Annotated in this window: 17 protein-coding genes; 12 read left to right on the top strand and 5 right to left on the bottom strand. The window is 70.0% G+C overall.

Going from position 1 to position 21,733, the window contains the following annotated elements; genetic code table 11:
* Positions 1–34 precede the first annotated feature (34 nt).
* From pyrH to FFS51_RS01960, 7 genes are all read left to right on the top strand, one after another.
* Positions 35–751, top strand: a complete 717-nt coding sequence (gene pyrH / locus FFS51_RS01990) for a UMP kinase (RefSeq protein WP_045248419.1) — start codon at positions 35–37, stop codon at positions 749–751.
* A gap of 74 nt (positions 752–825) precedes the next feature.
* A complete protein-coding gene (frr, locus tag FFS51_RS01985; RefSeq protein WP_137877349.1) occupies positions 826–1,380 on the top strand; it encodes a ribosome recycling factor in 555 nt (184 codons plus the stop codon).
* Positions 1,381–1,388: 8 nt separating this feature from the next.
* Complete coding sequence (locus FFS51_RS01980) at positions 1,389–2,387, top strand: phosphatidate cytidylyltransferase (protein WP_137877348.1); 999 nt, start codon at positions 1,389–1,391, stop codon at positions 2,385–2,387.
* Positions 2,384–2,989 carry a DivIVA domain-containing protein gene (locus FFS51_RS01975; protein WP_137877347.1) on the top strand — a complete coding sequence of 202 codons (606 nt, stop codon included), beginning with the start codon at positions 2,384–2,386 and terminating at the stop codon, positions 2,987–2,989. Before FFS51_RS01980 ends, FFS51_RS01975 begins: the two co-directional genes overlap by 4 nt.
* A gap of 67 nt (positions 2,990–3,056) precedes the next feature.
* A complete protein-coding gene (locus FFS51_RS14990; RefSeq protein ID WP_349303913.1) occupies positions 3,057–3,773 on the top strand; it encodes an aggregation-promoting factor C-terminal-like domain-containing protein in 717 nt (238 codons plus the stop codon).
* Positions 3,774–3,776: 3 nt separating this feature from the next.
* Positions 3,777–4,064, top strand: a complete 288-nt coding sequence (locus FFS51_RS14860) for an Rv1322 family protein (RefSeq protein ID WP_137877346.1) — start codon at positions 3,777–3,779, stop codon at positions 4,062–4,064.
* The gene (locus FFS51_RS01960; protein WP_137877345.1) at positions 4,061–4,786 is read left to right on the top strand and encodes an alpha/beta hydrolase; all 726 of its coding nucleotides are present in this window, start codon (positions 4,061–4,063) and stop codon (positions 4,784–4,786) included. Before FFS51_RS14860 ends, FFS51_RS01960 begins: the two co-directional genes overlap by 4 nt.
* A 10-nt stretch (positions 4,787–4,796) precedes the next feature.
* Here FFS51_RS01960 and FFS51_RS01955 read toward each other — a convergent pair whose 3' ends face one another.
* Complete coding sequence (locus FFS51_RS01955) at positions 4,797–5,855, bottom strand: AI-2E family transporter (RefSeq protein WP_045248415.1); 1,059 nt, start codon at positions 5,853–5,855, stop codon at positions 4,797–4,799.
* A 163-nt stretch (positions 5,856–6,018) separates the two neighbouring features.
* On the opposite strand from FFS51_RS01955, the gene FFS51_RS01950 reads away from it, so the two are divergent.
* Positions 6,019–7,851 carry a DUF8094 domain-containing protein gene (locus FFS51_RS01950; protein WP_171006073.1) on the top strand — a complete coding sequence of 611 codons (1,833 nt, stop codon included), beginning with the start codon at positions 6,019–6,021 and terminating at the stop codon, positions 7,849–7,851.
* On the top strand, positions 7,848–8,783 hold the full coding sequence (locus tag FFS51_RS01945) for a tetratricopeptide repeat protein (protein WP_137877343.1): 936 nt from the start codon (positions 7,848–7,850) through the stop codon (positions 8,781–8,783). The genes FFS51_RS01950 and FFS51_RS01945 overlap by 4 nt, the downstream gene beginning before the upstream one ends.
* 34 nt (positions 8,784–8,817) lie before the next feature.
* Here FFS51_RS01945 and glgB read toward each other — a convergent pair whose 3' ends face one another.
* Genes glgB through glgX form a run of 3 tightly spaced genes read right to left on the bottom strand, consistent with a single transcriptional unit; the run spans position 8,818 to position 15,171 of the window.
* Positions 8,818–10,974: a 1,4-alpha-glucan branching protein GlgB gene (gene glgB, locus FFS51_RS01940; protein ID WP_137877342.1), complete on the bottom strand. Its 2,157-nt coding sequence runs from the start codon at positions 10,972–10,974 to the stop codon at positions 8,818–8,820.
* Positions 10,971–13,055, bottom strand: coding sequence for an alpha-1,4-glucan--maltose-1-phosphate maltosyltransferase (locus tag FFS51_RS01935; RefSeq protein ID WP_137877341.1), 2,085 nt, complete (start codon positions 13,053–13,055; stop codon positions 10,971–10,973). The genes glgB and FFS51_RS01935 overlap by 4 nt, the downstream gene beginning before the upstream one ends.
* Positions 13,056–13,092: 37 nt before the next feature.
* Complete coding sequence (gene glgX / locus FFS51_RS01930) at positions 13,093–15,171, bottom strand: glycogen debranching protein GlgX (protein ID WP_056208573.1); 2,079 nt, start codon at positions 15,169–15,171, stop codon at positions 13,093–13,095.
* 94 nt (positions 15,172–15,265) lie between these two features.
* Between glgX and FFS51_RS01925 the strand changes: the two genes are divergently transcribed.
* The 3 genes from FFS51_RS01925 to ligA are packed head-to-tail and all read left to right on the top strand — an operon-like array spanning position 15,266 to position 19,992.
* Positions 15,266–16,432: a cysteine desulfurase family protein gene (locus FFS51_RS01925; protein WP_137877340.1), complete on the top strand. Its 1,167-nt coding sequence runs from the start codon at positions 15,266–15,268 to the stop codon at positions 16,430–16,432.
* A 42-nt stretch (positions 16,433–16,474) separates the two neighbouring features.
* Complete coding sequence (gene mnmA, locus FFS51_RS01920) at positions 16,475–17,572, top strand: tRNA 2-thiouridine(34) synthase MnmA (protein ID WP_137877339.1); 1,098 nt, start codon at positions 16,475–16,477, stop codon at positions 17,570–17,572.
* Between the two features lie 59 nt (positions 17,573–17,631).
* Positions 17,632–19,992 (top strand): NAD-dependent DNA ligase LigA, encoded by a 2,361-nt coding sequence (gene ligA / locus FFS51_RS01915; RefSeq protein WP_137877338.1) that lies wholly within the window; start codon positions 17,632–17,634, stop codon positions 19,990–19,992.
* 18 nt (positions 19,993–20,010) lie between these two features.
* On the opposite strand, the gene FFS51_RS01910 is transcribed toward ligA, so the two are convergent.
* Complete coding sequence (locus tag FFS51_RS01910; RefSeq protein ID WP_137877337.1) at positions 20,011–21,708, bottom strand: long-chain-fatty-acid--CoA ligase; 1,698 nt, start codon at positions 21,706–21,708, stop codon at positions 20,011–20,013.
* Between the last annotated feature and the right edge of the window lie 25 nt (positions 21,709–21,733).

Genomic DNA, 21,733 nt, shown 5'->3' with positions numbered 1-21,733 from the left:
ACTCGCTAAGTTGGACACGACGAGAGGACCCCGCATGGATGAATCGACCGGACGCCGTCGCGTCCTCCTCAAGCTCTCGGGTGAAGCGTTCGGGGGTGGATCCCTCGGGGTCAATCCGGATGTCGTCAGCCGCATCGCGCGCGACATCGCCGCCGCCGTCGACACGGTGGAAGTGGCCGTGGTCGTGGGCGGCGGCAACTTCTTCCGCGGCGCCGAGCTGAGTCAGCGCGGGATGGACCGCGGTCGCGCCGATTACATGGGCATGCTGGGAACGGTGATGAACGCCCTCGCCCTGCAGGACTTCCTCGAACAGGCCGGAGCGGCGACACGCGTCCAGTCCGCCATTTCGATGACACAGGTCGCGGAGCCGTACATTCCGCGGCGCGCGGAGCGCCACATGGAGAAGGGCCGCGTCGTGATCTTCGGCGCCGGTGCGGGTCTTCCCTACTTCTCGACGGACACCGTCGCCGCGCAGCGCGCGCTCGAGATCGGTGCTGATGAGGTGCTCGTCGCGAAGAACGGTGTGGACGGCGTGTACACGGCCGATCCTCGTAAGGACCCCGCGGCGACGCGGATCGACACCATCACCTACGGCGACGCGCTCGTGCGGGGACTGAAGGTCGTCGACTCCACCGCGTTCAGCCTGTGCATGGACAACCGCATCGACATGCGCGTGTTCGGCATGGAGCCCGACGGCAACATCACCAAGGCGCTTCTGGGCGAGAAGATCGGCACGCTCGTCACCTCGTGACCCTCGTTCCCGCCCAGGTCGGGCGGAGACCCTGCCACTAGACTCTGAGACTGCACCACCGAGGGGAGACACCCATGATCGCCGACGTTCTGGCCGATGCCGGAGAGCGTATGGACCGCGCTGTCGAGTCCGCGAAGGAGGACTTCGCGACCGTCCGCAGCGGGCGCGCGAACCCGCAGCTGTTCCAGAAGGTGCTCGTCGAGTACTACGGGACTCCCACCCCGCTCGCGCAACTGGCCTCTCTCGCGAACCCCGAGGCCCGCACCCTCATCGTGACCCCGTACGACAAGACCGCTCTCAAGGCGATCGAGCAGGCGATCCGCGACATGCCGAACCTCGGCGCGAATCCCACCAATGACGGGAACATCGTGCGCGTGAGCCTTCCTGAGCTGACTCACGAGCGTCGCAAGGAGTTCGTGAAGATCGTCCGCGGCAAGGGGGAGGACGCGAAGGTGCACCTTCGTGGCATCCGCCGCAAGGCCAAGGACGATCTGGACGCGCTGAAGTCCGAGGTCGGTGAAGACGACCTCGTGCGTGCGGAGAAGGAGCTCGACGCGCTCACCCGCGGCCACGTCGACTCGATCGACGACGCGCTCAAGCGCAAAGAGGCCGAGCTCCTCGAGGTCTGACCGCGATCATGAGTGACTCGTCGCGCGACGCCGACCCGTCGCCGGACACCGTGCCGGGCGGCCACGGGTCGATGCGGCGTTCCTCGCGAGCGCCGCGCAACGAGTTCGAACTGCAGATGGCGCACGCACGCGCCGAGTTCGAAGAGGCGAATGAGCGCATCAAGCAGCGCACGGGGCGAGACCTGATCCTCGCGATCGTGATCGGCCTCGCGATCGGTCTGGTCGTGTTCGTCTCGCTCGTGTTCGCGAACTGGCCGTTCGCGCTGTTCGCCCTCGCGGTCGCCGTCCTCGGGGTCTTCGAGTTCGCGCGAGCGCTGCAAGGGGACGGCCGGAAGATCGACCTCATCCCGCAAGTCGCGATCGCCGTGATCGTGCCGGCGACGGCATACCTGCTCGGGCCGTGGCAGATGTGGGTCGCGCTCTTCTGCGGCGTGGTGGTCGCGATCGTCTGGCGCCTGGTGGGGCAGATGATCGAGCGGGACGGCCGCACCTACGGCAATGTCGTCGACGACGTGCTGCTGGCCACCTTCGTCCCTCTTTACGTGCCGTTCCTGGCGAGCCTCGCCATTCTGCTGCTGCGGCAACCGCATGGCGAGTGGTGGGTGATGGCGTTCCTCATCATCACGATCGTCGCGGACACCGGCGCCTACGTCTCGGGTCTGACCTTGGGACGTCATCCGATGGCGCCGAAGATCAGTCCCAAGAAGACCTGGGAGGGCTTCGCGGGAGCTGCAGTGCTCTCCGTGGTCGGCGCGATTCTGCTGGCGTGGCTGATGCTCGGTCTCCCGTGGTGGACCGGCATCATCATCGGTCTTGTCATCCTCGGCACCGCGACCGCCGGTGACCTCGGCGAATCCATGATCAAGCGGGACCTGGGCATCAAGGACATGAGTTCATGGCTCCCCGGTCACGGCGGCGTCCTCGACCGGTTGGATTCGATCCTTCCGTCGGCCGGAGCGGCTCTGGCCCTGTACTACGTGTTCTTCCCGATGGGAGTGGTGTCATGACCGTTCACGACGAACCGTCGAGTGCGATCGATCAGATCGAGGCGGACGCCTACAGCGAGCCGTTGTTCCCGGTCGAGCGCGGGCGTACTCGCGGATACGAGCCGCGAGCGGTGGAGGCATTCCTGGCGCAGGCACGGGACGCGTTCGAGACGGATGCTGCGGGCTCACCTTTCAGCGCGGAGAGCGTGCGCTCGGCGTCGTTCCCGGTCGTGCGGCACGGCTACCAGGTCGCAGCGGTCGACGCCGCCCTGTCGCGGGTGGAAGACGCCTTCGCTGCGCGGGAGCGCGCAGACGCGATCGACGCCCTCGGACCGGCCCGGTGGATCGACGTGCACCGCGGCCTGGCGCAGGAGATCCTCGATCGGCTCACGCGTCCCCGGCGCGAGCGGTTCGCGCGAGTTCCCTGGATCCGCTACGGCTATCGGCTCGATGAGGTCGACATCGTCGCCGACCGCATCGCCGGATACCTGGCGGCGGGGGAGCCGCTCACCGTGGAGCAGGTGCGCGCTGTTGCGTTCCGCATGCAGCGCGGCGGCTACGACGAGCTGCAGGTCGACGCGGTGCTCGATGCCGTCGTCACCGTGCAGTTGGCTGTGGACTGATCGGATGCAGCGCCACGCGTCGGCATCGATGGCGCACCCAGGCTGTGCGGGTTAGACTCGCGACACTGTGACTTCTGGCTACCACGTGACGACTGTGCGCACCGCTCCCGCCACCCGACGGGAAGCGCGCCTGGCGGCGGCGCAGATGCCGCGGTCCGCGGTGGTCGCCCGTCGTCCTCGATGGTCTCGTCGGCGGGCGGTTGCGAGCGTGTTCGCCGTGGTCGCCGCCGTGGGCTTCCTGGGCGCGTCTCTCGCCCCTGCGGGCATGGCGGTGGCATCAGCGGGCACCGATCCGAGTGCGGCATCCGCGCCCTCGTCGATCTACTCGATCACCGTCGCGGCGGCGCAGTCGCTGTCGGTGTCGGGTGACGCGACGGTCGAGCTCGACCGCGGGGGCTATTCGGCCGTGGCCAAGCCGAAGGTCGTCGCGACGGCCACCTCGAGTGTGAAGTCGTTCGTTCCGCCGTTCGTGACCCCGGACCCCGGCACCGCGCAGGCGATCGCACTGCAGATGCTGGAGGCGCGCGGCATGGGGCAGGACCAGTTCTCGTGCCTGGTCGCCCTGTGGAATCGCGAGTCGGGCTGGAACGTCGCCTCCTACAACAAGGGGAGCGGCGCCTATGGCATCCCGCAGGCCCTTCCCGGCAGCAAGATGGCCAGCGCCGGCGCCGACTGGCAGACCAACCCGGCCACACAGATCACCTGGGGCCTGGGGTACATCACGGGCCGCTACGGCACCCCGTGCGGTGCCTGGGCTCACTCGAACGCGACCGGCTGGTATTGAGCCGTGCCGCGGTCGCATCGCCGTCGGCGAGACGACAGCGCGGCCGATGATTCGTTCGACCGGCTGCTGCAAGGGTTTCGGCGAATCGAGACTCGCCGCGGTGTCGAGTGGAACGTGCAGCCGGTCGGCCCGGCGAATGCCGTCAAGGAGTACGTCTGCCCGGGGTGCGGGCGCGTGATCATTCCCGGTACAGCCCACCTGGTCGCATGGCGGGCTGACGGGGTCCTCGGTGATGCGGCTGACCTCGCCGCTCGTCGTCACTGGCACGAGAGCTGCTGGCGGATCGGATGAGCGCGGAGATCCGAGGCGCGGTGCAGCTGCCGGCGCGTCGTGAGGAGGTGTCGCTGCGCACGTCCGACGGGCTCACGCTCGTCGGGGAGCTGGCGGAGCCGCTCGAGCGCGGTCCGGTCGCGACCCTGGTGACGCTGCATCCTCTGCCCACGCAGGGCGGGTTCATGGACTCCCACATCCTTCGGAAGGCGGCCGCGCGGCTTCCGGCGTTGGCGGACATCGCCGTGCTGAGGTTCAACACCCGTGGCACCGTCTCGCCACGGGGAAGGAGCGAGGGAACCTTCGGCGATGGTGAGGCCGAGGCGGCCGATCTGGCCGCCGCGGTCTCGTTCGTCGCCGAGCGGGGACTGCCGGTGCCGTGGCTCGTCGGCTGGTCGTTCGGCACGGAGGTCGCGCTCAAACACGGGCGTGGGCATGACATCGCCGGGCTCATCCTCCTGTCTCCGCCTTTGCGACGCACGACCGAGCGCGAGCTCGCCGCATGGGCCGGTGACGAGAGGCCGATGGTGGCGGTCGTTCCGGAGTGGGATGACTTCCTCCCCCCGGTGCAGGCGCGCGAACGCTTCGCCGCCGTTCCGCACGCACGGATCGTGGATGTCCCCGAGGGCAAGCACCTCTGGGTGGGTGAGACGCAGACGCGGCGCGTGCTCGATGAGATCGTGTCGATCGTTCGTCCGGGGGCGGACCCCCTCCCGACCGAATGGAGCGGGGAGCTGGGCTGACGCGAAGCGCTCAGAGCTCGTTCTGTCGAGGAATGAGCACCTGGCGGAAGAGGATCAGGATACTCGCGGCGATCGGAATCGCGACGAGCGCACCGAGCAGGCCCAGAAGGGAACCGCCGGCGAGGGCGGCGATCACGACGACCGCGCCGGGCACGGAGACCGCGCGGTTCATGATGCGCGGGGACAGCACGTAGGCCTCGAGCTGCATGTAGAGAAGGTAGTAGATGCCTGCGGCGAGGGCGGTTGCGGGCGATCCCAGTCCGGGGATGAGGCAGGTCAGGACGATGATCGCGGAGCCGGTGAGCGTTCCGACGAGGGGGATCAGGGAGAAGAAGAAGGCCACGACAGCGAGCACGGCGGGGAAGGGCGCCTGGATGATCGACAGGTAGATCGCGCTCAGCACGCCGTTGACCACGCCGAGAGCGACCTGTCCCATGACGTAGTAGCCGACCGAATCCGTGATCTGCTCGGACAGATCCACGAAGCGCGACCGCTTCGATGACGGGACCATGCTGTACACCGCGGCCTTCAGCGACGGGGTTGACGCGGTGAAATAGATGGTGAGCACCAGGACGATGACAGCGCCCGTCAGTCCGCTGAAGAATGCGAGACCCGCGTTGATGAGGCCTCCGGTGATGGATCCCCAGTTGGCGAGAAGCCAGTTCTGCACATTCGTGAGAGCGTCGTTCATGGACGAGTCGCTGAGGCCGGGGAACACGGTGTGCACCCAGTTCTTCACGTCGTCGATGAAGGTGCCCGCCTGGAAGTAGCGGGTGATCTCCTGCACGAGGTCGCTGACCTGCCCGATGAGGATCGGCAGCACCATGAGCACGATGCCGGCGAACAGGGCGAGCACGGCGAGGATCGTCAGCAGCACCGCGGCCCATCGCGGCAGTCGCCGACGCTCGAGGAACGAGACGACGGGCTCGAGTCCGAGCGAGAGGAACAGCGCGGTACCGATGTAGAGGAGGATCGTCGAGAGGGTCTGCACGCTGGAGATCAGGAGGATCCCGAGTCCCACACCGAGCGTCGCGAGGAAGGCGGTGCGGAAGGGCTGATACAGCTTCACGGCGGCTCCTGGGGGCGGTGTCGGTCTGGCTCGAGACTACGGCGTTCCGTCGAGATGCCCCTGTCGTACACGCTCGCGGGACGTCCCCAGGTCGTCTGGGCTAACCTGGAGAGTCGGCCGTGTCGGCGTGTCTCATACCCGGGGACAGGGAAGGACTCATTTCGTGCGTTTTGTGTGGGCCGTGGCGGCATTCGTGCTCGCCGCCATCCTGATCGGCGCCGGGATCTCCCAGCGGACCATCTTCCAAGGTCCCCCTGAGCGCACCGCGCAGATTCAGACGAGCGGATCGGCCCCGTACACGCTGATCGACGGTGCTGTGCTCACTCGCGAGCCGGGCGTCCAGCGGGTCGCGCTGCGCGGGGCATCCGCTCTGTTCGTGTCGTATGGCCGTACCGCCGACGTGAAGGCGTGGCTGTCGAACGTGTCGTACAACGACGTCACGCTCGACGCGTCGGGCAACACCCAGACGACGGTCGTGGCGGCTGCGGCGAACGCAGCGCAGACCGTCGATCCGACGGACGCCACCAACGAGCAGGTCGCGACGGACGCCGCGACTCCCGTTCCCCCGACCGGCTCGGATCTGTGGCTCGAGGAGTTCTCCGGAAGCGGTGCCCTCTCCAGCTCGCTGCAGGTGCCGCAGGGAATGAGCGTGCTGGTCGCGTCTGATGGCAAGGCCGCCGCACCGTCGACGGTGACGATCAGTTGGCCGCTGCGCGCATCGACCCCCTGGGCCGGGCCTCTCATCGTGCTCGGAGGAGTGTTCCTTCTCGTCGGCATCGTGCTGTACATCCTCGCGATCCGGCATTCGCGACGGTCCCGCGGCCCGCGTCGCAAGGCTCCGCCGCCTCTTCCGGTGACCGAGCCGATCGATCTCGCGATCGAGTCGCCCGACCGCGGCGTCATCTCTTCGAGCCCGCCCTCGACACGCCGGTCTCGGGGCACCCGACGGCTGCTCGCGCTTCCGATCGCCCTCGTGGGCGTGCTCGCGTTCGCGGGATGCTCGGCCGATTCCTGGCCGGTGCCCGATCCTTCGTCCAGTCCCTCCGATTCGGCAGCGCCGACGGTACCGGCAGGGCAGCCCGCCCCGGTGGTGAGTTCCGCGCAGGCGCAGAACATCATCGCTCGCGTGCGTGACACCGTCGGCACCGCAGACGCGTCTCTCGATGCGAATCTCGCCGCCACGCGTCTCGCAGGCGCCGCACTGGCGGAGCGTCAGACGAATTACACCCTGCGCGGCAAGGTGTCCGACATGACGGCGCTGCCGGCGATCCCGTCCGGTCAGGTCTACCCGATCCTGCCGCAGGCTTATGACGCCTGGCCACGCATGGTCATGGCGGTTGTGAGTGACGAGACCGACGGCAAGAAGACGGCGACCATCATGATGCTCCAGCAGCAGGATCCGTGGTCGAACTACAAGCTGCAGTACCTCGGCAGTCTCGCGGGATCGACAGTGCTTCCCGATCTCGCCCCGGACTTCGTGGGCGCGACCCAGATCCCGCCGGATTTCGGACTCCTGTCCATCGCTCCCGACCAGCTCGCGGCCGCGTATGCCGACCTGCTGACGAACGGGGAGAACAGCACATCGGCGAACCTCTTCGATGAGCAGTCGGACGCCTTCTACGCGAGTGTGCAGGCCGACCGGCAGAAGCGCCTGCAGGAGTTCAACACGACCGCGTCGACCACCGGCAGCTTCACGTTCTCGGCCGAGGCGGGCAGCACGACCCCGCTGGCACTGGCGACGCTCGAGAGCGGCGCGATCGTCGCGGTGAGTGTCAACGAGGTCGACACGGTGAAGCCGACGGGAGGCGACATCACCATCAAGTTCGGCGACAACAAGGTGGTGGCGGCGCTCACCGGCGCGACCGAGTCGCCCACCGGCGTGACGAGCCGCTACGCCGACCAGCTGTTCTTCTACGTCCCCGCGCAGGGGTCGACCGACCGCATCCGTCTGCTCGGCTACAGTTCGAACGTGCTCGACGCGAAGGTGATCCAGTGAGCTCTCCCACCCCCGGTTCCGTCCTCCGCGGCGCTGTCGACCTCTCGTCGTTGCGCAACCGCCCGGCAGCGCCGGCGCCGGGTGCTGCACCCGCGGCCGGGGCTGCGGGGGCGCCCTCGCTCGTGATCGACGTCACCGACCAGAGCTTCCCGCAGGTGCTCGAGATCTCCCGCAGCGTGCCGGTGGTCGTGGACCTCTGGGCCGAATGGTGCGGGCCGTGCCTGCAACTGAGCCCGATCCTCGAGAAGGTCGTGCTCGAGCTCGACGGCAAGCTGCTGCTCGCCAAGGTCGACGTCGACGCGAACCCCCAGCTTGCGCAGGCTTTCCGCGCCCAGTCGATCCCGCTCGTCGTGGCACTCGTGGGCGGCCAGCCCGTGCCGCTGTTCACCGGCGCCGTCCCCGAGGAGCAGGTGCGTGACGTCTTCGCGCAGCTCCTGCAGGTCGCGGCGCAGAACGGCGTGACCGGCACGGTGCCCCGTGGCGAGCAGGATGCCGCGACGGAACCCGTCGAGCCGGAGCTTCCGCCGCTGCACCAGGAGGCCTTCGCTGCGATCGAAGCCGGCGACTATCCGCGTGCCGAGGCGGCGTACGAGCAGGCGCTCGTCGAGAACCCGCGGGACGAGGACGCCCGTGCGGGTCTCGGTCAGGTGCGACTGCTCGCACGCGTCGCGGGACTCGACCTGCAGACGGCGCGGGCGGCCGCGGCCGCGGCGCCGCTCGATGCCGACGCTCAGTTCGCCGTGGCCGATCTCGACCTGGCCGGAGGGCACGTCGATGACGCGTTCGGACGCCTCCTCGACCTGTTCGGCGCGCTCCCGGCCGACGAGCGCACGCCGGTGCGCGAGCGCCTGCTCGAACTGTTCGGTGTGATCGGGGACAGCGACCCGCGCGTCGTCCGTGCGCGTGGTCGTCTCACGTCGCTGCTGTTCTGAGTCCGCGGCGCCGACGCGGCTCGTCAGCGCGCGATCACTCGCCGTCCGCGTGCGCGAGCCACAGCACGCCGAGCGGCGGCAGTGCGAGCGTCGCACGGGCCGCGGCATCCGTCTCGACGACGCCGTAGTTGCCGACCCCTGACCCGCCGTACTCGGTCGCGTCGGAGTTCAGCACCTCGCGCCAGCGACCGCGTTCGGGCAGGTCGATGACGTAGTCGTAGACCGGCGCGCCCGCGAAGTTGCAGAGCGCGACCACCACGTTGCCGTGATGGTCGCGCCGGGAGAAGGCCTGAACGGTGGGGTTCCACGTGGGGCCCCCCAGGCGCGCGAACGCGGCGCCGTCGGCGTCCCGTGACCACAGGGGTGCGTAGGCCTTGTAGGTCGCGTTGAGCACCGCGACGAAGTCGGCGAGCTGACGGTGCGTGGGCTGCTCGAGAAGCCACCAGTCGAGGCTGCGGCTCTCGGACCACTCGGCGAACTGGCCGAACTCCTGCCCCATGAACAGCAGCTGCTTGCCCGGGTGGGCCCACATGTAGGCGAGGTAGGCGCGCACGTTCGCGAGCTTCTGCCAGTGATCGCCCGGCATGCGCCCGATGAGGCTGCCCTTGCCGTGCACGACCTCGTCGTGTGAGATCGGCAGCACGTAGTTCTCGCTGAACGCGTAGACGAACGAGAACGACAGCTCTCCCTCGTGGTGCGAACGGTAGAGCGGGTCTCGGGACATGTAGACCAGCGAGTCGTTCATCCAGCCCATGTTCCACTTGAAGCCGAAGCCCAGCCCGCCGGCGTCGGTGGGCGCCGTGACACCCGGGAAGCTCGTCGACTCCTCCGCCGTCAGCGAGATGCCGGGGAACAGCTTGTAGGACGTCGCGGTGACCTCCTGGAGGAACGAGATGGCCTCGAGGTTCTCGCGGCCGCCGTGCACGTTCGGCTCCCACTCTCCCGGCTCGCGGGAGTAGTCGAGATAGAGCATCGAGGCCACGGCATCGACACGCAGTCCGTCGACGTGGAACTCGTCGAACCAGTACAGGGCGTTCGCCACGAGGAAGTTGCGCACCTCCGCGCGACCGTAGTCGAAGATGAGCGTGCCCCAGTCCTTGTGCTCGCCGCGCCGAGGGTCGGGGTGCTCATAGAGGGCATCGCCGTCGAAACGGGCGAGGGCGAAGGCGTCCTTCGGGAAGTGACCGGGTACCCAGTCCATGATCACGCCGATGCCGGCGCGATGGAGTCGGTCGATCAGATAGCGAAGATCGTCGGGGGAGCCGAAGCGACTGGTCGGGGCGTAATAGCCCGACACCTGATACCCCCACGAACCGCCGAAGGGGTGCTCGGCGAGCGGCAGGAACTCGATATGCGTGAAGCCGTGCGCGGTGACGTAGTCGATGAGCGGATCAGCGGCGTCGCGGTAGGAGAGCCCCTGTCGCCACGACCCCAGGTGCACCTCGTAGATCGACATGGGCTGATCGAGGGGCTGATGCGTGGAGCGGTGGTGCAGCCAGTCGCCGTCGCCCCAGCCGTAGCGCGACCTGGTCACGATCGACGCTGTCGCCGGCGGAACCTCGGCCTGCCGGGCGAGCGGGTCGGCCTTGAGGATCCACTCGCCGTGCGCGGTGAGTATCTCGTACTTGTAGACGGCGCCCTCGCCGAGGTGCGGGACGAACAGCTCCCACACGCCGCTTGCTCCCATCGAGCGCAGCGCGTGGCCGGCCCCGTCCCAGCCGTTGAACGCCCCGACGACACGCACGGCGCGTGCGTGGGGAGCCCAGACGGCGAAGGATGCCCCGGCGGTGCCGTCGCTCTCGCGCAGGTGGGCGCCGAGCACCCGCCACAGCTGCTCGTGGCGCCCCTCGGCGATCAAGTGCAGGTCGAGCTCGCCGATGGTCGGTGCGTGGCGATAGGGGTCGTCCGCGGTGAACGACGGACCGTTCGCGTAGGCCGTCTCGAGCTCGTAGGCGAGAGGCGGACCGACCCGCTCGCCCTCCCAGATCCCCGAGCGCACGTGCACGAGTGGCACGCGGTCGCCGTCGGCGAACACCGCCGTGACGCTGTCGGCGAGGGGGCGCCGGGCGCGCACCGTCGCGCGGGCGGAGCCGGCGGCATCCCGATACGGATGGATGCCGAGGATCGCGTGGGGTTCGTGATGGGAGCCGTGCGCGACGGCGTCGAGTGCGGCGTCGTCGATGATGCTCATCGGCTGCTCCTCACGTGCAGGATGTGGGAGGGCTGGGTGAACGCGTCGAGGCGCACGTAGTTGTGCTCGCCCCAGGTCCACACGGCGCCCGTGACGAGATCCTCGACCTCGAACGGAGTGCCGGCGGGGACGCCGAACGTGCGGGAGTCGAGGTGCACCGTCGTCTCCCGCACCGAGTGGGGATCCACGTTCACGACGACGATGACGGTGTCGTCGACACCGGCCGGGTTGAGGGCCGCGGGCAGGTGCTTCACATAGACGAGCACGGCGTCGTCGTCGCTCCACTGCACCTGCAGGTTGCGCAGCTGCCGCAGGGCGGGATGAGCGCGACGGATCTCGTTCAGGCGCCGCAGGAACGGTGCGAGCGAGTCTCCGCGGGCCTCTGCGGCATCCCAGTCGCGGAACTTGTACTCGTACTTCTCGTTGTCGATGTTCTCCTCGGCGCCCGGACGGGCGACGTTCTCGAACAGCTCGAAGCCGGCGTACACGCCGTAGCTGGGGGCCGCGGTGGCGGCGATCACGGCGCGTACGGCATACGCGGCCCGTCCGCCGAACTGCAGGTACTCGGTGAGGATGTCGGGCGTGTTGACGAACAGGTTGGGGCGCAGAAAGTCGGATGTCTCGTCCGCCGCGGTCTGCAGGAACTCCTCCAGCTCGGCCTTGGTGTTGCGCCAGGTGAAGTAGCTGTAGCTCTGCTGGAACCCGCCCATCGCGAGGGCGCGCATCGGGGCGGGCCGGGTGAACGCCTCTGCGAGGAAGACGACGTCGGGGTCGGTGCGCGTGACCTCGGCGATGAGCCACTCCCAGAACTGCAGGGGCTTGGTGTGGGGGTTGTCGACCCGGAAGATGCGCACGCCCTGGGCGATCCAGTGCCGCACGATACGCAGCACTTCGGTGCGGATGCCCTCGGGGTCGTTGTCGAAGTTCAGGGGGTAGATGTCCTGATACTTCTTCGGCGGGTTCTCGGCGTACGCGATCGAGCCGTCGGGGAGGGTCGTGAACCACTCCGGATGCGCCGTGACCCAGGGGTGGTCGGGGGAGGCCTGCAGGGCGAGGTCGAGCGCGACCTCGAGGCCTTCCCCGCGGGCCGCGCGCACGAACGCGCGGAAGTCGGCGAGGGTGCCGAGGTCGGGGTGCACCGCGTCGTGGCCGCCCTCCGGGCCGCCGACGGCCCACGGCGAGCCGGGGTCGCCGGGGCCGGCGGTCAGGGTGTTGTTCGGACCCTTGCGGTTGCGCACGCCGATCGGGTGGATGGGCGGCAGATAGAGCACGTCGAAGCCCATCCCGGCGACTCCCGCGAGGCGCTTGGTCGCGGTGCGGAAGGTGCCGCTCTTCACGACGCCGTTGCGCTGGCGGCGCGCGCCCTCGGACCGCGGGAAGAACTCGTACCAGGCACCGACACCGGCGCGCTCGCGCTCGACGAGGAGGGCGAGGTCATCGCCGAGGGTGACGAGCGAGGTCAGCGGACGGCGTGAGAAGGCGGCGGCGAGGGCCGGGTCGTCGACGATCGCGAGCGCGGCGACGGTGTCGACGGTGCTGTCACGCAGACGTTCCGCCTGGGCGCGCAGCAGCGCGCGCTCGGCGGTCGGCCGGTCCTTCTCCGCGGCGCCGCGCAGCAGCAGGAGCGCTCCCGACTCGCGCATGAGCTCGATGTCGACGCCGGCGGCGATCTTGACGGATGCCGCATGGTGCCAGGTCGCGATGTCGTCGCCGAACGCCTCGAACCAGAACCGCCACGTGCCCTCTTCGCGCAGGGCGACGAGTGCGCTCCACCGGTCGGGAACGCCGTCGACGGGCGCGAGGGCGTGCAGCGATTCGTCGCCGCTCGGGCTGAGCAGGCGCACGTGCACGCCGATGAGGTCGTGGCCCTCGCGGAACGCGGTCACGCTGAACGGCACCGCCTCGCCCGCGAACGCGGTGGGGGTGTAGCGCACGTCGGGTGCGACGGGACGCGGGCTTGCGAGGGGGATGCGACCGCTCACCGTTCCGTCCGGGGCCGCCCACGCGGAGGCGGGCCGGAGAGGAAGCGCGGAGGCGCTCAGCCAGGCGGAGGACGTCGGAGCCGGTGTCTTCTGTGCCACGGCTCGAACCTACCCCGCCGCGCTCATCGGCGCCGGGTCATTCGGCACGGAAGAGGTGCATCGAGGTGGGGGAGACCTCGACGGCGTCGCCGGGGGCGTGCACCTGTTCGAGCAGCTGCGGAACGTCCTCGTCGCTGCGCCACAGCGAGACGTAGCGGGTGACCCCGTCCACCTCGGGCAGAGTGACCTCGACCGGACGCTCGGTTCCGTGCACGATCAGCAGAATGCGGTTGAACGCCTCGAACTCGGGGGTGGATGCCGCCACGTACTGCAGGGTGCGGTGGGCGGGGTTCGTCCACCGCTCCTCCGACATCGTCTCGCCGTGCTCGTCGTACCACTCCATGACCGACGCCGACGGCGTGTGCTCCCCGAGCCGTGCGAATCGGATGGGGCGCAGCGCCGGGTTCTCGCGGCGCAGGCGGATGAGGCGCTGTACGTGGGCGAACAGCTGCTTCTGCCAGGATGCCGGCTCCCAGTCGAGCCAGGTGAGCTCGGAGTCGTGGCAGTAGGCGTTGTTGTTGCCCCGCTGGGTGCGGGCGTACTCGTCGCCCGCAGTGAGCATCGGGATGCCGGCCGACAACAGCAGTGTGCCGAGCAGGTTGCGCATCGCTTTGCGCCGGGTGGCGAGGATGCGCTCGTCGTCGGTCGGACCTTCGGCGCCGTGGTTGAACGACCGGTTCGTGTCGGCGCCGTCGCGGTTCTGCTCGCCGTTGCCGAGGTTGTGCTTCACGTCGTACGAGACGAGATCGCGAAGGGTGAACCCGTCGTGTGCGGTGACGAAGTTGATGGATGCCAGCGGGCCGCGGTCCTCAGAGAAGGTGTTGGACGATCCGGCCAGGCGCGTCGCGAACCCGCCGATGCCGACCGGAGCGGTCGAGGCGCGCCGGGCGTAGTCGACGTCGCTCAGCCAGAAGTTGCGCACGCGGTCGCGGTAGCGGTCGTTCCACTCGTGCCAACCGGCGCCGAAGTTGCCGGTCTGCCAGCCGCCGAGGCCGACATCCCAGGGCTCGGCGATGAGCTTGGCGTCCTGCAGCAGCGGGTCGTCGGCGATCGCGCGCAGCAGCGGGTGCTCGGGGGTGTACGTGTGGGCGGCGTCGCGTCCGAGGGTCGTCGCGAGGTCGAAGCGGAAGCCGTCGATCTGCACCTCGTCGGCCCAGTACCGGAGGGAGTCGAGCACCAGGCGGGCCGCGGCATCCGTCGACGTGTTCAACGAGTTGCCGCACCCGGTGACGTCGACGTACACGCCGTCGTCGGTCTGGCGGTAGTAGTTGCGGTTGTCGAGGCCGCGCAGGCTCGAGCGGGGACCGCCGATGCCCTCTTCCGCGGTGTGGTTGTAGACCACGTCGAGCACGACCTCGAGGCCGGCCTCGTGGAGCAGCTTCACCATGCCCTTGACCTCGGCGAGCACCGCGGTGGAGCCGGCGCGGCGCGCGGCGTCCGTCGCGTACCGCGGGTGCGGGGTGAAGAAGTTGACGGTGTTGTAGCCCCAGTAGTTGGCGAGCCCCAGCTGCAGAAGTCGCGGCTCCGATTGGAACGCGTGGATGGGCAGCAGCTCGATCGTGGTGATCCCGAGCGCGTGGAAATGCTCGATCATCGCCGGGTGGGCGAGTCCCGCGTACGTGCCGTGAAGGGCGGGAGGGACATCCGGATGCCGCTTCGTGAGGCCTTTCACGTGACCCTCGTAGAGCACCGTCCGATCGAGCGGCACCCGCGGCTTCGCCACACCGCCCCAGTCGAACGTGCCATCCACCACGACCGAGCGCCAGTCGTTGAAGCCGCCCGCGGTGATGCCCTTCGCGTAGGGGTCGAGCAGCAGTGTGCGCGAGTTGAACATGCTGCCGTTCTGCTGCGGGCCGACGGCGCGCACGGCGTAGCGCGCGCCGGGGTGCAGCAGCTCGGAGGTCACCTCCCAGACGCCGTGGCCTGAGGGGCTCATCGGAAGCTCGGCGGTGATCCAGTCGAGATCGGTGTCGTCGAAGACGACCAGCTCGAGTCCGATCGCGTTGCCCGACCACACGCGGAGTGTGCCGCCGCCGGCGTGGAGGGTGACGCCGAGGTCGTCGAACGCGGTCGAATGCAGGAGCGACGTCTCAGACGTCGGGGTCGTGCCGGGCATGGTCTCGAGGGTAACGAGTATGTGAGTCGACGGCGTTACGCGCGAGCGTGGCCGCAGTCGCCGCGCATCGCGCGGGGCATGGGACAGTGGACGGGTGAGTGTCTACCTCGACCACGCGGCATCCAGCCCCTTGCGCCCGGAGGCGCGGGCGGCGTGGCTCGACGCGCAGGAGAGTGTGGGGAACGCGTCGTCGATCCACGGTGACGGTCAGGCCGCCCGCCGGCTGCTCGAGGAGTCGCGCGAGCGGGTCGCGGCCGCGCTCGACGCGGAGCCCATCGAGGTGGTGTTCACCTCCGGCGGCACCGAGGCCGTGAACCTCGCGGTGGCGGGCCTCTGGCAGGCGCGGGCCGTCGCTCGCGGGGTCGTCGTTCTGCCCGATGGCGAGCACCACGCGACGATCGACGCCGTGCGGGCGCTGCCCGGCGCCGTGGAGCGTCCCGTGGCGATCGATGCGGTGGGGCGCATCGATCCGGATGCGTTCGGCGCGGCGCTCGGTGACGACGTCGCCGTGGCGACGGCGCTCGTCGCCAACAACGAGATCGGCACGGTCAACGATGCGTCCCGGCTCGCCGCAGTCGCCGGAGCTGCTGGGGTGCCGCTGCATCTCGACGCCGTCGCCGCCTTCGGGCACGTTCCGGTTGCGTACCGGGCCTGGCGGTCCGATGCCACGCCCGGAACGGGGCTCGTCGCCCTCAGCGTGTCGGCGCACAAGGTCGGCGGACCCGTCGGCGTCGGCGCACTCGTCGTTGCACGCAGCGCGCGTCTCGAGGCGCAACTGCACGGTGGCGGGCAGCAGCGCGGGCTGCGTGCCGGAACGCAGGATGTCGCGGGTGCCGCGGCGTTCGCTGTGGCGGCCGAGCTCGCCGTCGCCGAGCTCCACACCGAGGCGGCGCGCCTGCGGACACTGGCCCGCGAGCTGCGGGCCGCGGTCGCCGCGATCGCCCCCGACGCGGTGCTGCTCGGTGACCCCGACGACCGGGTTCCCGGCAACGTGCATCTGCTGTTCCCGGGCGTTCGCGGGGAGACGCTCCTGTTCCTGCTGGATGTCGCGGGGGTCTCGGTGTCGACCGGCTCCGCCTGCCAGGCCGGAGTGGCCGAGCCGTCGCATGTGGTCCTCGCGCTCGGTCGCTCGGACGACGACGCCCGCGCCGTACTTCGCGTCACCCTCGGTCGCACCTCGAGCGCGGCCGATGTCGCCGCCTTCGTCGCGGCGCTCCCCGACGCCCTCGTGCGGGCCCGGGCCGCGGCATCCATCGCCTGAGGCGCCCGCCCCGACGCCACAGCCCGCTCGTAGACTGGGGGCATGCGGGTGTTGGCGGCGATGAGCGGGGGCGTGGACTCCGCGGTGGCGGCGGCGCGTGCCGTCGACGCCGGACACGACGTCGTCGGCGTGCATCTCGCGCTCTCACGCGCCGGCGGCACGCTGCGCGCCGGCAGCCGCGGCTGCTGCACGATCGAGGACGCGATGGATGCCCGTCGCGTCGCCGATCGCCTCGGCATCCCGTTCTACGTGTGGGACTTCTCCGAGCGCTTCCGCGACGACGTGATCGAGGACTTCGTCGCCGAGTACCGCGCGGGCCGCACCCCCAACCCCTGCATGCGCTGCAACGAGAAGATCAAGTTCGCCGCCCTGCTCGAACGCGGCATCGAGCTCGGCTTCGACGCGGTGTGCACGGGCCACTACGCCACGCTTCTCGACACTCCGTCCGGTCGTGAGCTGCACCGGGCATCGGATGCCGCGAAGGACCAGTCGTACGTGCTGGGAGTGCTCACCGCCGAGCAGCTCGCCCACTGCCTGTTCCCGCTGGGCGCGACCCCCTCGAAGGCCGTCGTACGCGCGGAGGCCGACGAGCGCGGGTTCACGGTGGCCGCGAAGCCCGACAGCCACGACATCTGCTTCATCCCCGACGGCGACACGCGCGGCTGGCTGGCCGACCGGGTGGGCGCCGAGGACGGCGACGTGATCGACCGCACCGGTGCCGTCGTGGGCCGGCACGAGGGCGCGCATGCGTTCACGGTCGGGCAGCGCCGAGGTCTCAAGCTCGGCGTGCCCGCGGACGACGGGAAGCCGCGGTTCGTCCTCGAGGTGCGTCCGGTCTCGAACACCGTCGTCGTGGGCCCGAAGGAGGCCCTCGCGACGGCTGAGATCGCCGGCGCCCGGCGCTCGTGGGCGGGGCCGGCGCCCGCGACAGGCGACCTGCGGGTCGAGGTGCAGATCCGTGCGCACGCAGACCCGGTGCCCGCCGACGCGACGATCACGGAGGACGCGGTGACCGTGCGCCCCGACACCCCGTTCGACGGCGTCGCACCCGGGCAGACCGCCGTGCTCTACATCGGCACGCGCGTGCTCGGGCAGTTCACGATCGACCGCACCGTGTCGGCGGTGCCGGTCGACGCGTGAGGGTTCCGTCCGTCGGATGATCCGCTCGCCTTGGGGGTGGCCCTCCTTAGACTTGGCGCGTGGCTGACGACGAACTCCCGCGGGTGACCCTCGACGAGGCGCGGGCCGCGGCATCCGATCTCACGACCCGCATCCTCGGGGCGCGTGACGCGTACTACGGCGACGACGCCGAGCTGGTCGACGACGCGACCTACGACGGCTGGATGCGGCGGCTCGAGGCGATCGAGCGGGCCTACCCCGAGCTGCAGAGCCAGGACTCGCCGACGCTGTCGGTCGGCGCCGCGCAGAGTTCGATGTTCGCGCCGGTGACCCACGCCGAACGCATGCTGAGCCTCGACAACGTCTTCAGCCCCGAGGAGCTCACCGAGTGGTGCGCGAAGACCGCGGGGGCCGCGGGCCGACCCGTGCGGTGGCTGTGCGAGCTGAAGATCGACGGGCTCGCCATCAACCTGCGCTACGAACGGGGCGTGCTGACCTCCGCGGCGACCCGCGGTGACGGTCGCGTCGGCGAGGACGTCACCGTCAACGCCGTGCGCGTCGCGGGCATCCCGCAGCGCCTCGCCGGAACGGGGCATCCCGACATCGTCGAAGTGCGCGGCGAGGTGTACATCCCGGTCGCGGCATTCGACCGGCTGAACGAACTTCAGTCGCGCATGCGAGAGCGCGTGACCGCCGATGCCCGCGCGCGGGGCGTCGACGAGGCGCGCGCGCAGGCCAGCGCCGACCGCCGGTTCCCGTCGTTCGCGAATCCGCGCAACGCGGCGAGCGGAGGGCTCCGTCAGCAGCTCGACAAGAAGGACGGCCTCGAGCTCGAAGCCGGGCAGGCGCGTCTCGACTCGCTGCGGCTGCTCGTGCACGGCATCGGCGCGTGGCCCGACCCGCCGGTCGCCTCACAGAGCGAGGTCTACGGACTGCTCGCGCAGTGGGGCCTGCCGACCAGCACGTCCTTCCGCACCGCGACGGATGCCGCGGGCGTGCGCGAGTTCGTCGCGTACTACGGTGAGCACCGCCACGACGTCGAGCATGAGATCGACGGGGTCGTGGTCAAGGTCGACGAGCTGGCGCTGCACGACGAGCTGGGCGCGACAAGTCGGGCGCCGCGATGGGCGATCGCCTACAAGTACCCGCCGGAGCAGGTGAACACGAAGCTGCTCGACATCGTCCTGTCGGTGGGTCGCACCGGCCGCGCGACCCCGTTCGCCGTCATGGCGCCCGCGCGGGTCTCCGGGTCGGTGGTGCGCCAGGCGACGCTGCACAACCAGGACGTCGTGAAGGCCAAGGGCGTGCTGATCGGCGACACCATCGTGCTGCGCAAGGCGGGTGATGTCATCCCCGAGGTGCTCGGGCCCGTGGTCGAGCTGCGCGACGGCACCGAGCGCGCGTTCGTGATGCCGACGCTGTGCCCCGCCTGCGGCACGCCGCTCGGCCCGGCGAAGGAGGGCGACATCGACCTGCGGTGCCCGAACACCCGCTCCTGCCCGGCGCAGGTGCGCGGACGTGTCGAACACATCGGCTCGCGCGGCGCGCTCGACGTCGAAGCGCTGGGCGAGGTGACGGCAGCCGCCCTCACGCAAGCCGACGGCACCGCCTCACCGCCGCTCGTCACCGAGGCTGGCCTGTTCGATCTCACCCTCGAACAGCTCATCCCCATCGAGGTGGTGGTGCGCGATGCCGAGACGGGCGAGGAGAAGGTCGACGAGTCGACCGGCGACCTTGTGCGCCGCGCTCCCTTCCAGCGAATCGAGCGCACCTACCCGCCCGGGTGGGAGAACGCAACGCCCGCCGAGCGCCGTGCCGCGGGCGTGCGCAAGGACCACGTGGTGCTGCATCCTTCCGCTCAGGCTGTCACGCTGCTCGACGAGCTCGAGAAGGCGAAGACGAAAGAGCTGTGGCGGTTCCTCGTCGCACTGAACATCCGGCACGTGGGCCCGGTCGCCGCCCGGGCTCTCGCCCAGTGGTTCGGCTCCGTGGATGCGATCCGCGCAGCGACCCAAGAGGAGCTGGCGGCGGTAGACGGCGTGGGCGGCATCATCGCCGAGGCCGTGATCGATTGGTTCGCCGTCGACTGGCACGCCGACATCGTGCACCGGTGGGCGGCGGCCGGCGCGCAGTTCGCGACGCCGGGGCATCCGGGCCCGGGGGCCGCGGTCGTCAACGGCGGCGTGCTCGACGGACTCACCGTCGTCGCGACCGGCACGCTCGAGGGCTACACCCGTGAAGGTGCGCAGGAGGCCATCCTCCGGGCCGGCGGGAAGGCGGCGTCGAGCGTCTCGAAGAAGACCGACTTCGTCGCCGCCGGACCGGGCGCGGGATCGAAGCTCGCGAAGGCCGAGGAGCTCGGCGTGCGCATCATCGACGCGGCTCAGTTCCATCTGCTCGTCACCGAAGGACCGGGCGCGCTCGGCGACGACGCGTCCTGACCGTCGCCGCGACCTGGGTCAGTGCGCGTCGTCGGCGAGCAGCTTCTCCTTGACCTGGCGTCGCAGCACCTTGCCGATGAGCGATGTCGGCAAGCCGTCGACGACCACGACGCGTTTGGGCACCTTGTAGGGCGTGAGCACGCCGCGCGCGAACGCCCGGATCTCCTCGACGTCGACGTCCGCACCGTCGCGCGGCACGATCGCCGCCACGACCGCCTCGCCGGAGTGGCCGTCGGGGAGGCCGACGACCGCGGCATCGAGCACATCAGGATTTTGGCGCAGCGCGTTCTCGACCTCGGTCGGTGCAACGTTGAACCCGCCCGTGATGATGAGCTCCTTGATGCGATCGACGATCCGCACGAATCCGGCGTCGTCGATCGTGACGATGTCGCCCGTGCGGAACCAGCCGTCGACGAACACTTCGGCGCTGGCCTCGGGCTTGCCGTAGTACCCCGAGAAGACCTGCGGCCCGCGCACGACGAGCTCACCGGGGCTGCCCGCGGGAACGTCGCGCGTCGGCTCGTCGGGATCGACCACGCGGCACTCGGTGCCGGGGAGCGGGAGACCCACGGTGCCCGGTCGGCGGTTCTCGGCGACCGGGTTGGCCATGAGCACGGGGGAGCACTCGCTCAGTCCGTACCCTTCCACGAGGTAGCCCCCGGACGCCGCCTCGAACGGCACGACGAGTTCGTGCGGCAGCGCCATGGCACCTGAGATCGCGATCTTCGTGCCGGCGATCGAGACGCCGGTCTCGCGCGACCGCGCGAGCAGTCGCTCGGCGATGGGTGGCACGAGCGGGAGGAACGTGGCCGGATGCCGGGTGGTCGCCGCGAGCACCATGTCGGGGTCGAAGCGCGGGAACAGCACGAGCCGCGCCCCCATCGACATCGCGAACGTGAGGCAGAGCGTCAGCCCGTAGGCGTGGAACATCGGCAGCACGGCGTAGACGACGCATCCGTCTCCGCGCACGATCGAGGGCACCCAGGCGCGTGCCTGCGCGGCGTTCGCGAGCAGGTTGCGGTGGGTGAGCACCGCACCCTTCGGGGTTCCGGTGGTGCCGCTCGTGTACTGCAGGATCGCGACGTCGTCGGTCGCCGGGCGCGGGTGCGAGTCGGGCAGCGGCGCGGCGGCGACGACGGTCTCCCACGGCGTGGTGCCGCGCACGGGTGCGAACAGCGCCGCCCGCGACTCCCGCGCCTTCGCGATCGGTAGGCGCAGGGCGAGGCGGGTGTGCCACGGCATCGCCCGCACGACGTCGACGGACACGATCGCCGGCACCCGAAGGTCGGCGGGGAACTCCTGCAGGTCGGCGACGATCTTGTTCCAGACGATCGCGACGCGGGCGCCGTGGTCCTCGAACTGCTTGCGCAGCTCGCGCGGTGTGTAGAGCGGGTTGTGCTCGACGGCGATCGCGCCCAGTCGCAGGATCGCGTAGAACGCGACGATGTGCTGCGGGCAGTTCGGCAGCACGATCGCGACCCGGTCGCCGGCACGCACACCGAGCGCCGCGAGTCCCGCGGCAGCGCGGGAGATCTGCTCGTGGAGCGCTCGATAGGTCGTCTCGCGGCGGAAGAACTCGAGGGCGACAGCATCGGGGTAGTCCCGGGCGGATGCCTCGACGATGTCGGTCAGGCAGCCGGTGACCGTGGCGAGGTCTTCGGGCACGCCGTCGGCGTAGCTGGCGGTCCAGGGGCGGGGCGGCTCGAAGGTCGTCACGCGGTCAGCCTACGCGCGAGACGGC

Source organism: Microbacterium sp. 4NA327F11, assembly GCF_005503465.1.
Taxonomy (GTDB): Bacteria; Actinomycetota; Actinomycetes; order Actinomycetales; family Microbacteriaceae; genus Microbacterium; species Microbacterium ginsengisoli.
This window is presented reverse-complemented; position numbering and strand designations above follow the sequence as displayed.

Coding starts and splice junctions, on each gene's coding strand:
- mnmA (WP_137877339.1), top strand. CDS start 16,475: ATGCGGGTGTTGGCGGCGATGAGCGGGGGCGTGGACTCCGCGGTGGCG.
- pyrH (WP_045248419.1), top strand. CDS start 35: ATGGATGAATCGACCGGACGCCGTCGCGTCCTCCTCAAGCTCTCGGGT.
- frr (WP_137877349.1), top strand. CDS start 826: ATGATCGCCGACGTTCTGGCCGATGCCGGAGAGCGTATGGACCGCGCT.
- FFS51_RS01980 (WP_137877348.1), top strand. CDS start 1,389: ATGAGTGACTCGTCGCGCGACGCCGACCCGTCGCCGGACACCGTGCCG.
- FFS51_RS01975 (WP_137877347.1), top strand. CDS start 2,384: ATGACCGTTCACGACGAACCGTCGAGTGCGATCGATCAGATCGAGGCG.
- FFS51_RS01960 (WP_137877345.1), top strand. CDS start 4,061: ATGAGCGCGGAGATCCGAGGCGCGGTGCAGCTGCCGGCGCGTCGTGAG.
- glgB (WP_137877342.1), bottom strand. CDS start 10,974: ATGAGCATCATCGACGACGCCGCACTCGACGCCGTCGCGCACGGCTCC.
- glgX (WP_056208573.1), bottom strand. CDS start 15,171: ATGCCCGGCACGACCCCGACGTCTGAGACGTCGCTCCTGCATTCGACC.